The sequence below is a fragment of the Campylobacter concisus genome (genome assembly GCF_003048555.1).
GTDB lineage: Bacteria > Campylobacterota > Campylobacteria > Campylobacterales > Campylobacteraceae > Campylobacter_A > Campylobacter_A concisus_AO.
Genome location: NZ_PIRR01000043.1, coordinates 1 through 11,484, shown reverse-complemented (window position 1 = coordinate 11,484; position 11,484 = coordinate 1). Strand labels below are relative to the sequence as shown.

At 36.3% G+C, this 11,484-nt stretch carries 12 protein-coding genes; 9 read left to right on the top strand and 3 right to left on the bottom strand.

The features are described 5' to 3' along the window. From CVS92_RS07615 to rarD (CVS92_RS07605), 3 genes are all read right to left on the bottom strand, one after another. A partial coding sequence (locus CVS92_RS07615) for an aryl-sulfate sulfotransferase (RefSeq protein ID WP_107789042.1) occupies nucleotides 1-412 on the bottom strand: 412 nt, incomplete at its 3' end. Further along, complete coding sequence (rarD, locus tag CVS92_RS07610) at nucleotides 405-1,259, bottom strand: EamA family transporter RarD (protein ID WP_257641098.1); 855 nt, start codon at nucleotides 1,257-1,259, stop codon at nucleotides 405-407. The genes CVS92_RS07615 and rarD (CVS92_RS07610), both read right to left, overlap by 8 nt. Before the next feature lie 16 nt (nucleotides 1,260-1,275). Beyond that, nucleotides 1,276-2,163 (bottom strand): EamA family transporter RarD, encoded by an 888-nt coding sequence (gene rarD / locus CVS92_RS07605; protein ID WP_084107873.1) that lies wholly within the window; start codon nucleotides 2,161-2,163, stop codon nucleotides 1,276-1,278. Nucleotides 2,164-2,307: 144 nt separating this feature from the next. Here rarD (CVS92_RS07605) and CVS92_RS07600 point away from each other — a divergent pair, with 144 nt between their 5' ends. The 9 genes from CVS92_RS07600 to mnmH are packed head-to-tail and all read left to right on the top strand — an operon-like array spanning nucleotide 2,308 to nucleotide 11,452. Continuing rightward, entirely contained in the window at nucleotides 2,308-3,648 is a 1,341-nt protein-coding gene (locus tag CVS92_RS07600; RefSeq protein WP_103604036.1) for a class II 3-deoxy-7-phosphoheptulonate synthase, read from the top strand. A 24-nt stretch (nucleotides 3,649-3,672) separates the two neighbouring features. Further along, nucleotides 3,673-4,629: an NAD(P)/FAD-dependent oxidoreductase gene (locus tag CVS92_RS07595; RefSeq protein WP_107789041.1), complete on the top strand. Its 957-nt coding sequence runs from the start codon at nucleotides 3,673-3,675 to the stop codon at nucleotides 4,627-4,629. Between the two features lie 2 nt (nucleotides 4,630-4,631). After that, nucleotides 4,632-6,884, top strand: a complete 2,253-nt coding sequence (locus CVS92_RS07590; protein WP_107789040.1) for a vesicular transport factor Uso1p — start codon at nucleotides 4,632-4,634, stop codon at nucleotides 6,882-6,884. Further along, nucleotides 6,881-7,588: a tRNA1(Val) (adenine(37)-N6)-methyltransferase gene (locus CVS92_RS07585; protein WP_107789039.1), complete on the top strand. Its 708-nt coding sequence runs from the start codon at nucleotides 6,881-6,883 to the stop codon at nucleotides 7,586-7,588. The genes CVS92_RS07590 and CVS92_RS07585 overlap by 4 nt, the downstream gene beginning before the upstream one ends. Then, nucleotides 7,585-7,950, top strand: coding sequence for a YkgJ family cysteine cluster protein (locus CVS92_RS07580; RefSeq protein ID WP_021091298.1), 366 nt, complete (start codon nucleotides 7,585-7,587; stop codon nucleotides 7,948-7,950). The genes CVS92_RS07585 and CVS92_RS07580 overlap by 4 nt, the downstream gene beginning before the upstream one ends. Then, entirely contained in the window at nucleotides 7,929-9,194 is a 1,266-nt protein-coding gene (locus CVS92_RS07575) for a tetratricopeptide repeat protein (RefSeq protein ID WP_107789038.1), read from the top strand. Before CVS92_RS07580 ends, CVS92_RS07575 begins: the two co-directional genes overlap by 22 nt. Continuing rightward, complete coding sequence (gene trpC / locus CVS92_RS07570; RefSeq protein WP_107789037.1) at nucleotides 9,191-9,976, top strand: indole-3-glycerol phosphate synthase TrpC; 786 nt, start codon at nucleotides 9,191-9,193, stop codon at nucleotides 9,974-9,976. The genes CVS92_RS07575 and trpC overlap by 4 nt, the downstream gene beginning before the upstream one ends. Then, nucleotides 9,976-10,458: an HIT family protein gene (locus CVS92_RS07565; RefSeq protein WP_085657294.1), complete on the top strand. Its 483-nt coding sequence runs from the start codon at nucleotides 9,976-9,978 to the stop codon at nucleotides 10,456-10,458. Before trpC ends, CVS92_RS07565 begins: the two co-directional genes overlap by 1 nt. Further along, complete coding sequence (gene mnmH / locus CVS92_RS07560) at nucleotides 10,445-11,452, top strand: tRNA 2-selenouridine(34) synthase MnmH (protein WP_107789036.1); 1,008 nt, start codon at nucleotides 10,445-10,447, stop codon at nucleotides 11,450-11,452. Before CVS92_RS07565 ends, mnmH begins: the two co-directional genes overlap by 14 nt. Nucleotides 11,453-11,484 lie beyond the last annotated feature (32 nt).

The window sequence follows — 11,484 nt, the reverse complement described above, 5'->3', positions numbered from 1 at the left end:
CTTCAGCTCTATCTTCGCCGTTTTTGAAATTTATCTTTATAAAGCTATCAAGCTCGTCCAAGATCGCAAAGAGTTCGCTCTCCCAGTTTAAATTTTCTTGCTTTGATAAAGTTTCCAGTTTTTCTCTTATTTGCTCTAAGATATCTAATGCTTTATCTTTATCAGACTCACTATTTAGTGCATCTTCAAATAAAATATCTTGCCTTAAGGCGTTTATTTTTTTAAATATTACATTGCAAAATTTTGGATATTTTTCAGCATTGCTTAAATTTTCTAAAACCTCCTGCGCAGCCTTTTGATAAGCTGGCACCGCTCCCTCTTCGTCGAGCTTTCTGGTTAGTTTTTGTATCTGAAAATATAAAATAAGCGCCGCAAAAAACGCAAGCAGTAAATAAATCGTCACATTATTCATTTTTACTCCTTTTTCTAAATTTATCTATGCTAATTATCGCAAGTGCCAGCCAGATCATACAAAACGAGATGACCTTGTAGCCGTCTAAATTTTCGCCGTAAATGAAGACCGCACAAAGGATCGCGATGGTTGGTGAGATGTATTGCAAGTAGCCAATCGTTGTTAAATTTATCCTTGTTGCGGCTGCATTAAAAGCGACAAGTGGTACGATGGTTACGATACTTGAAGCGATCATTAAAAGTGAGTCCTCGTTTAGTCCAAAGTGGCTTTTACCTAAAAATGCTATGTAAAAAACGTAAGCAAGTGCAAATGGGAACATAAAAAATGTCTCTATAAAAAGCCCGTTAAATGCGCTAATCTTTGCCATCTTTCTAACTGCCGCGTAAAATCCAAATGAAAGCGGCAAGATAATGGAAACTAATGGCAATCCGCCTTGGGCATAAATTTGTACGCTAATGGCTAAAACGACTATGCAAATGGCTAAAATTCCGCTTTTATTTAGCCTTTCTTTAAAGATGATAACACCAAGGAGCATGCTTATTAGGGGATTTATAAAATAGCCCAAGCTTGTGTCCAAAATTTTGCCATTGCTAACTGCATAGACATAAACGCCCCAGTTTGTAGTGATAAATATGCCACTCAAAAATAGGATTTTTAGCGAACGAATATCTTTAAGTAAAGTAAAAATTTCGCCAATTTTGCCACTAAAATAAAGCACTCCAGCCATTAAGAAAAATGACCAAATGACCCTATGAGCTAAAATTTCATAAGCATCGACATCTTTACTAAAGAGGTTGAAATAAACCGCCAAAAACCCCCACATAAAAAAGGCGCTAAGCGCGAGAATAACGCCTTTTTGGCTCTCATTTAGTCTTGGTATTTTTGTCGCCTTTTATAGAATTTATACTATCTATCATCAAAAGTGTGACCGAGATGGCTAGGCAGATCATTAAAAAGTATGAGCTTTTCTCCAGTCTCTCGCCGATAGCAAATGAGACAAAAAGCATCATTATAGGCTCAAAATATGTAAGCAAACCTAGTACATTTATCGGCACGAGCGTGCTTGAGAGGATCTGGGCGATGAGGGCTATGCCGCTGATAGCACCAAGCAAGATGAGCAGATAGTAGATGTTTGGATTTTGGCTCATCACGTAGTTCATATCGGCTGTGAGCGCAAAATAAAATGAGAATAAAAACATAAAAATTATCTCTATAACAAAGCTTGAGAAATTTGCAAGGTTGTAGTACTTTCTAATGGCAAAATAGACTGGATAAAGGCAAAAAACTACAGCGCTCTCCCACGAGATGCCGCCGCTTAGTATAGCTGTGCTAAAGACGCCAAGGGCTGCAAAAAATATCGAGGCTAGCTTTGTTTTAGAGAGGTGCTCTTTAAAAAATATCCGTCCAAAAAGGACCATGACTATTGGCATGATGAGGTAGCCGATAGAGACTTTTAGCGCTGATCCGTTGCTTGGAGCCCAGAGATAAAGCCACATCTGAAATGAGACGATGAGCGAGGTAGCAAGCAAAACTAGTAAAATTTTAGGTTTTAGCTTTATTTTTAGAAGTAAAAATTTGAAATTTCGCTGCTGTTTTAACAAAAAAATGGCGGCGATGACAAAAGGCATGGCAAAGATCATGCGGTATCCAATAAGAGCTTGTGTGCTGATGGGGTTCATGAGCACTGACATGTAGTAGATGCAGTTAAACAAAACAGATGCCAAAAGCGAATAAAATATGCCTTTTATCATGAAAAAATTCTGCTCCTTTTTGGGTAAATTTAAAGTAGCGATTGTAGGCAAAATATCTTTAATAGCCCATTAATGGCTTTTATTTTTTAAGTTTGCCGTGATATAATCAGCGTCTAATTTAAGGCAAAAAAGATAGGAAAATAAATGACTTGGAACCGCGATAGCTGGAGAGAATTTAATATCTTGCAACAACCAAATTACCCAGATTTAAAAGAGCTTAAAGAGGTCGAAGAAAAATTAAAATCGCTTCCTCCTTTGGTCTTTGCTGGCGAGGCTAGAAGTTTAAAAGAAGAACTTGCAAAAGTTTGTAATGGCGAGGCATTTTTGCTTCAAGGTGGCGACTGCGCTGAGAGCTTTACAAATTTTAATGCAAACAACATCAGAGATATGTTTAAGGTTTTACTTCAAATGGCAATAGTTTTAACCTTTGCTGGTGGCTATCCAGTGGTCAAAGTGGGCCGCGTAGCAGGGCAGTTTGCAAAGCCTAGAAGTAGCGATTTTGAAGAGGTAAATGGCGTTAAGCTTCCAAGCTATAGAGGTGACATCATAAATGGCTTTGAATTTGACGAAAAGGCAAGAGTGCCTGATCCAAAACGCATGATCGAGGCGTATTATCAAAGCGCATCTACGATGAACTTACTTAGAGCCTTTTCAAGAGGCGGTTTGGCCGACCTACATCAAGTGCATAAGTGGAATTTAGGCTTTGTTAAAAAGCCAGAGATCGGCGAGAAATACGCAAAACTAGCTGATGAGCTAACAAAGACTCTTTCATTTATGGCAGCTTGTGGCATCACTTCAGCAAATACGCCAGTCATAAATCAAACCGCGGTTTATACATCTCACGAGGCACTTTTACTGCCTTATGAGGAGGCTTTAACTAGAGTTGATAGTCTTAGTGGTGAGTGGTATGACTGCTCGGCTCATATGCTTTGGATAGGTGAGAGAACGCGTGGTATAAACGACGCTCACGTACATTTTTTAAGCGGTGTGAAAAATCCTATCGGTGTAAAGATCGGACCAAGTGCAAAGGCTGAAGATGTCGTCGCTCTTGCAAATAAGCTAAATCCAGAAAATGAAGCTGGCAGACTAAACGTGATAATCAGAATGGGCGCTGATAAGATAGGCGAAAATTTGCCAAAAATTTTAAGAGAGCTAAAGCGAGAAGGGCTAAATATCGTTTATAGTATTGATCCGATGCATGGCAATACTGTAAAAACCTCAAATAACTACAAAACTCGCGAATTTGACAAGATAATAAGCGAAGTTAGAAGCTTTTTTGAAATTCACAAAGCTGAGGGCACAAGAGCTGGCGGTGTGCATCTTGAGATGACAGGCCAAGACGTGACTGAGTGTACGGGCGGGGCATTAAATATCACTGAAAGCTCGCTTGAGCAAAGATATGAAACACAATGTGATCCAAGACTAAATGCTGATCAGGCACTTGAGCTTGCTTTTTTGATGGCTGATCTGGTTAAAAAAGCTTAAAATTTATAAAATTTGGAGAAAAAGATGGTAAATGTTTATGATCTAATTGTTGTTGGTGGCGGACCTTGCGGGATTGCTAGCGTAGTTGAGGCAAAAAGAAATGGCTTAAACAACGTTTTGCTTCTTGAAAAAGGCGATAATCACAGCCAAACGATAAGAAAATTTTATAAAGATAATAAACGCGTAGATAAAGAGTATAAAGGGCAAGATAGTACGATACATGGTGTAGTTTCATTTGAGGATGGCACGAAAGAGAGCACGCTTGATTATTTTGACAAGCTGCTTGATACTGAAAAGATCGAAGCTTTTTTTAATTCTGAAGTAGAGAGCGTGAAAAAAGATGGAGAAATTTTTAAGGTAACTACATCAAAAGCCGTCTATGAAGCTAAAAATGTGATGATATCAATTGGCAAAATGGGACGACCAAATAAGCCTGATTATAAAATCCCGCCTTCACTAAACTCAGTTGTAAATTTTAACCTCGATAGCTGTACAAACGGCGAAAAGGTGCTTGTCGTAGGTGGCGGAAACTCAGCTGTTGAGTATGCGATCGAGCTTTGCCAATACAATAAAACCACAATCGCTTATAGAAAAGATAATTTTAGCCGCGTAAATGAGACAAATTTAAGCGCACTTTGGGAGCTAGAAAAGCACGGTAAGATAAAAGTTAGGCTAAATCACGATATAAAAGAGATAGATAACGAATCAGGCAAAGTTAGAGTGCATTACGAAAATGGTAAAATTCGCGTTTATGACAGAGTTGTCTATGCAATAGGTGGCTCAAGTCCGATTGATTTTTTACAAAAATGTCAGATAAAAATCGATGAAAAAGGCACTCCAATAGTTGATAGCAACTACCAAAGTAGCGTACCAGGACTTTATGTGGGCGGTGACATCGTACTAAAAAATGGCGGCTCAATAGTCGTTGCGCTAAATCACGCTCATCACGTCATAAAAGACATTTTAAAGGGCAAGGCATAAGCTTGATAAATAAAATTTTACTAGCTATTTTTTGTTTGATAGCTGGCTTTTGCCTATCGTTTTTTAAATCTCCAAAAGAAGATGAGACACCAAAAGATACTAATCAAACGATTTATTCTATAAATTTTGACAATTTACCAGAAGAAGAGAGACAAAAATACATCAGCAAAGACGATCTTTACGAATATGGCGGATATATAACTCCAAAAAGCTATATCCAAAATTTTACTGAAACGAACGATCAAAATTTATCAAATGATGTAAACGAACTTCAAGAACAAGTTCGTGAGCTAAGTAAAAAAAATAAAATTTTAGCTACTGATAATGTCGATATCAGCGAGAAAAATTTAGACTTTATAAGCAAAATTTCAGAGATGAAAAAAAATATCGAAAATGAAAAAAATGAGATAGTTGAGAAAAATCAAAAGACGCTAGGCGAGCTTGAAGCACAACACTTTGAAAATATACAAACTCTCACAAAACGGTTAAATGAAGCTCAAGCTGATATGATAGAGAGCTCAAAAGCCTATGAAAAAAAGATAATAGACCTTGAAAATGCGATAAATGAGGCAAAAAATGGCGATGAAAGTAAGGTAAAAGATATCGAAGCAAATTTTGCTAAATTTAAAGAGGCAGCTGAGGCAAATTACACAGCTTTAAAAGAGCAAAATATAGAGCTAAATACGACACTGGCTCAAAAAGATGCACTAATAAAAGAGTATGAAAATACTCAAAATGAAAAAGATAAAAACGAAAAAAAAGAAATTTTGCTTTTAAAAGAGGAGATCGAGCGAGCAAAAAGTGATGCTAAGACACAAAAATTTAGCTACGAAAAAGAGATAAATGCACTAACTGATGGCTTTGAAACGCAAAAGAGTGTTATGGAGGATGAGCTTTCAAAAAAGGCAAATAAGATAATTGATCTTGAGGAGGCTCTTGAGTCAAATCAAACTGCCTTAAAAGACAGAATTTATGAGCTTGATGAGATAAAGAAAAATTTAAACTCAAAAGATTTAGCAGTTGAAAACTATAATGGTAAAAATTTAGAGCTAAATGCCTCTCTTGCGGCACTTCATAAAAGTTTTAATGATCTAAAAGAAAAAAATCTTAAAAGCGAGCAGGAAAATAAACTCGCAAATGAAAATATAAATTCGCTTAAAAAAGAGCTTGAGCGAGTAAATTTGATAAATAAAAAGCTAGAGAAGCAAAATTTAGATGCAAATGCAAGTATAAGTGAGCTAAATAAAAAGCTAAATTTAAGTGAAGAGAGCTTTAAAAATGCACGAGATGAGTTAAAGACGCTTGATACAAAGACGAATAAATTTTTAAAAACTTTGTTTGAGCAAAACCAAACTATCTCTTTGCAGACCCAAAAGCTTGGTTTAAATGACAGCGAGTTAAAAAATTTAAGTGCAAAGATAAACTTAAAAGATGAAAAGATAAAAGAGTTAGAAAATAATCTCACGCAAACAAGCCAAATGCTAGCAGCAAAGCAAAGTGAGCTAGAAGCTCAAAAAAGAACGCTAAAGATCGATATGCAAAATTATGAAATTTTGCGTCAGCAAATAAATATTTTGCAAAAAAAGATAGCTGATACGTCGGCTCTTTTTGCTGATAGTAATAAAAGCGGTGGTAAAAATTTACTAAGCTTACAAAATGAGCTTGAAAGTGCAAAACATAAGTTAAACGAGAGCAATAAGACGATTGAAAGGTTAAATTCTAAAATAAACGAACTTAGCTCATCTAGCGCAAAAGGAAGTCCAGTAAATGCCAAAATCATCGAACTTCAAAAAGATATCGAGCAAAATTTAAATAGACAAGATGAGCTTGAAAATGAAAATGTGAATTTAAAAAATATCTTGCAAGCGACAACTAAGCCAGAGACGCCAACAAAGCTAGTTTTGATCTCTAGCCTTGAGTGTGATGACATGGACGCAAAAGATAAGATTAGCGTGATGTGTAAGAATAGGGTGAGCGAATTTTTGCAAAGATTTAACTCAAACTACCTTTATGAGATAATTCCGATCGTAGATAAGAAAAATTTTGTCATCCCATCAAATGTAGCGCAAAGCATCAAAAAAGATGATCTTGGCAGGCTAAATAACTATGTAAATTATGGCGTTGGTAAAGAGCGCGCAAAGGCAGCAGCCGAGCTTATAAAAGAAGAATTTGGTGATTTTGCAAGGATCAGCTTTAGCTCTGAAGTGATCGTAAAAGATGTCACGCGTGGCTTTATCATCAAGGTTTATAGATGATCTTGGCTCAGCTAAAAAGTGGCTATCGCTACAACAGCGATACGCTGGTACTTTATGATTTTATAAGCTCAAGTTTGAAAAATTTTTCAGGCAGGATTTTAGACGTCGGCGCAGGGTGCGGGATACTTGGGCTTTTACTTAAACGCGACTTTAAAAATTCCAGCCTAAGCTTGCTTGATATCTTGCAAATAAATGGTGAAATTTCTAAATTTAATGCCAGTAAGAACGGCTTGGAGGCAGAAATTATAAATGCTAATTTTGCAGATTTTAAAGATAGTGAGAAATTTGACCTCATCGTCTCAAATCCACCATTTTATCACGAGGGTACGAAACAAAGCGAAGATGAGCATATAAAGGCTAGTAGATACACAAGCTCTTTGGGTCTAAAAGACTTTATAAAAGGCATAAGCATAAATTTAAAACCTCACAAAAGGGCGTTTTTTTGCTATGCGCCTGATGATCTTAGCCAGATCGTAATGTGTCTAAAAGAGTTTAAACTAAATTTAGTAAGCCTAAAATTTATTCATACAAAGGCTGATAAGCCAGCAAATTTAGCCTTATTTGAGGTAAGAAATAATTCAAACTCAAAGCTAAAAATTTTGCCGCCTTTAGTGATGAGTGAAAATGGCTCGCATACAAAAGAGGCGATTGAAATTTTTAAAAAAGCTGATACAAAGAGCGTTGATTATCAGGGGCTAGCGTGAGGGTGCAAGGCTTTAGCTATGAGTTTGATGCCAGCTTTTGCGAGAGCTGTGGCGGCAAGTGTTGCACGGGAGAGAGTGGCTACATCTGGATAAATGAAGAAGAAATTTCAAAATTTTGCACCGCATTTCATATGAGTAAAGATGAGTTTGAAAAGCAGTTTTTAATAAGAGTTGGGCTAAGGTGTAGCATAAAAGAGAAGCCTTATGAAGATGGCTTTGCTTGTGTATTTTTTGATGAAAAAAATAAAAACTGCTCAGTCTATGAGCTAAGGCCACAGCAGTGTAGGACTTTTCCGTTTTGGAATTATTTTAAAAAAAATTTAAAGGAGCTAAAAGCAGAATGCATTGGCGTAAAATTTTAGTATTTTTTATGAGCGTATTTTTTAACTCGCAGCTACTTTTGGCTGACGATAATAAAAGTATAAATTTACGTCTAATGCAGGCTTTATTGTTTCAAGATAGCGGAGATGTGAATGCTAGCATTCAAGCTTACTCAAACATTTTTAAAGATACAAATCAAAAAGCTTATTTAAAAGAGGCGATCAAACTCGCCTTTGCTACAAAAAATGAAAATTTAGACGCTTTGATAAGTGAAGGCGAAAAAAGCTTAAAAGACGATAGCGATTTTATCCGTATAAAAGTGGCAAATTTAGTAAATCTTTCAAAGCTAAATGAGGCTAAAAGTTTAATGCAAGAGCTTGCTACAAAAGAGCCAAATGCTCAAAATTTACTCATGCTTGGCACTATTTGTATGATGCAAAATGAAACAACGACTGCGCTAAAATACTTTGAAGAGGCATACTCACTAAAGCAAGAAGAAGAAAACTTGCTCCGTATCGTTGATATTTTGATAAATCGTATGGATAAGATAAAAGACGCTACAAAATATCTTGAAAAATTTAGAGACGAACAAGGCTGCACGCTAAAGACTTGCGAGCTTTTGGCTGAAATTTACTCCCAGCAAAGAAATTTCCCAAAAGTGATCGAGCTCTTTGAAGAGCTTTATGAACTAAATCATGATACTTCGTATATTGATAAGATCGTGCAGTTTTTTATCTATGATAAAAATTACAAAGCAGCAATTGAAATTTTAAAAAAATATAGCTACAACGATATAGCTCTTATGGATCTTTATGCGGCGACTAGTAATTTTGGTGACGCATATATACTTGCTGTTAAAATTTATAACGATAGCAGGGATTTAAATTTTTTAGCAAAAGCCGCGATTTACGAATACGAGATGAATAAAGATGCCTTAAGCGAACAAAAAATGTCTGAAATTTTAGATAAATTTGAAGCTAGCGTGCCAAAGCTAGAAAATGATATGTTTTTTAACTATTATGGCTACTTGCTGATAGATCATGATATTGACCCTAGGAAGGGTATAGAGCTTGTGCAAAAGGCACTTGCTATCTCTCCTGAGTCGCCTTATTATGAGGATTCGCTAGCGTGGGGTTATTTTAAGCTCGGTGAGTGCAAAAAAGCAAAAAGTATCATGCAACATGCAATGAAAGATGTTGATTTTAGAGCTTCAAAAGAGGCAAAAGAGCATTTGCACCTAATAGAGCGCTGTATAATAAATCTAAACAAAAGGCTTAAAAAATGATACTTGATGAGATAATTAAAAAGACTAAAGATGATCTTGAAAAAAGAAAAGCAGACTTCCCTGAGGAGTGGCTTGGTCGCTCACTAGCTTATAACCCATACGTGCCAAGAGATGTTTTAAGTGCGCTTAGAGCAAGTCAAAACGAGCCGATAAAAATAATAGCTGAGATCAAAAAAGCAAGCCCAAGTAAGGGGGTGATAAGAGAAGACTTTGAACCTATAAAAATCGCTCAGGAATACGAGCCATACGCAAATGCTTTTAGTATCTTGACTGAGCCACATTGGTTTAAAGGCAACATCGAGTATATCACTCAAGTTAGGCGCTACGCATCAAGGCCGATCCTTAGAAAAGATTTTATCGTTGATAAGTATCAAATTCTTGAAGCTCTTGTTTATGGGGCAGACTTTATCCTGCTTATAGCCAAGGCGCTAACACAAGGCGAGCTAAAAGAGCTTTTAGACTACGCTCATCATTTAGGGCTTGAAGTTTTGGTTGAAACTCATGACGCGAGTGATGTGAAAAAAGCGATCTTTGCAGGAGCAAATATAATAGGCATAAATCACCGAAATTTAGATGATTTTACGATGGATATGAGCCTTTGTGAGAAGCTCATACCACTTTTGCCAAATGGCAAGATAATAGTCGCTGAAAGCGGTCTTTACCAGCATGAACAGCTTAGAGAGCTAAGTAAAATAGGCGTAGATGCTTTCTTGATAGGAGAGCATTTTATGAGACAAGATGATATAAAAAATGCCGTCAAAAAGATAAAGGAGGGTGAGTAATGCAGCACCTTTGTGCCCCTTGGAGAAGCGAATACTTTAGCGCTAAAAAAGATAGCTGTGTTTTTTGTGACGTTATAAACTCAGATGATGATGATAAAAATGGTGTGCTTTTTCGAGCTAAATATTGTTTTGGGATTATGAATTTATATCCGTATTCTCCAGGGCATTTTATGATAATACCAAATCAGCATACCGACAAGATCGAAGAGCTTGATGAGCAGACTTGGTTTGAGATGAGTAAATTTGTAAGGCTTGGAGTTGAAATTTTAAAAAAAGAGCTTTATGCTAATGGCGTAAATATAGGTATGAATTTAGGCAAAGCAGCAGGAGCTGGCATAGCTGAGCATGTGCATTATCACCTTGTGCCAAGGTGGAGCGGGGATACAAATTTTATAACCACCATCTCTGATGTGAGAGTAAATGGCACGCCATTTCATCCGCTTTTTGAGAAGCTAAAAAAGGCATTTAGTGCCGTTATTTGAGCTTGATGCAGAGCAGTGGCTAGAGAAAAGAAGCTCTTTTGAAATTTTAATAGACGCAAGATCGCCACATGAATTTTTATATTCACACATAAAAGATGCTATAAATTTATACGCTTTAAATGACGCAGAACATAAAGAGGTGGGCACGATCTATAAAAGTGACAGATCCCTAGCAAAGAGCCTTGGCGCAAAATATATCTGCAAAAATTTACAAAATATCATTGATGAGGTTTATAAAAGAGCCAAGGTTGGTTCAGCTATTGGCATCTACTGCGCTAAAGGCGGGCTTAGATCAAATTCTGTTGGCTATGTGCTAAGCATGATAGGATATAGAGTTTTTAGGCTTAGTGGTGGCTATAAAGCTTATAGAAATCACGTTTTAGAATTTCTAAATCGACCTTTGAGCACAAAATTTATCACTCTTTTTGGCAATACTGGTTGCTACAAAAGTAAGCTCATAAGGGCTTTAAGCCCGTCAATAGATCTTGAAGCTATGGCAAATCATTTAGGCTCTGTTTTTGGAGCGATAAATGGCGCGCAGCCAAGCCAAAAAAGCTTTGAAGATGCATTGTTTGAAAAGCTCATTACGCTAAAAGATAAAATTTGCTTTATTGAAGGTGAGAGCAGAAGGATAGGCTCATTAAGCTTGCCAAAAAGTCTTTATGAGGCGATGCGTAGTGGTATAAATGTCGAAGTGAGCGCAAGTTTAGAAAAAAGAATTTCTTGTATAGTAGATGACTATAAAAGTGTGGATAAAGCCTTTTTTGAAGAGTGTATGAAGAAAATTTCGCCATTTATCGATAAAAAAGCTAGAGATGAAGCTGTGGCTAAATTTAATGAAAATGACATTGCTAAAGTAGCTGAAATTTTACTCACAAAATACTACGATAAAGTCTATAAGAAAAATGAAAATATTAATATTTTCATAAATTCTGACGACTTTGACGAGGCTGTTAAAAAGCTAAATGATATAAAAAATGAAGCAAAATTTTAGATTTAGTTTAATTAAAAAATTAAGCCTAAAAT

What these genes read in the sequence shown, in the direction of transcription:
- rarD (WP_084107873.1), bottom strand. Translation starts at nt 2,163, where the DNA reads ATGATAAAAGGCATATTTTATTCGCTTTTGGCATCTGTTTTGTTTAAC.
- CVS92_RS07600 (WP_103604036.1), top strand. Translation starts at nt 2,308, where the DNA reads ATGACTTGGAACCGCGATAGCTGGAGAGAATTTAATATCTTGCAACAA.
- CVS92_RS07595 (WP_107789041.1), top strand. Translation starts at nt 3,673, where the DNA reads ATGGTAAATGTTTATGATCTAATTGTTGTTGGTGGCGGACCTTGCGGG.
- CVS92_RS07585 (WP_107789039.1), top strand. Translation starts at nt 6,881, where the DNA reads ATGATCTTGGCTCAGCTAAAAAGTGGCTATCGCTACAACAGCGATACG.
- CVS92_RS07575 (WP_107789038.1), top strand. Translation starts at nt 7,929, where the DNA reads ATGCATTGGCGTAAAATTTTAGTATTTTTTATGAGCGTATTTTTTAAC.
- trpC (WP_107789037.1), top strand. Translation starts at nt 9,191, where the DNA reads ATGATACTTGATGAGATAATTAAAAAGACTAAAGATGATCTTGAAAAA.
- CVS92_RS07565 (WP_085657294.1), top strand. Translation starts at nt 9,976, where the DNA reads ATGCAGCACCTTTGTGCCCCTTGGAGAAGCGAATACTTTAGCGCTAAA.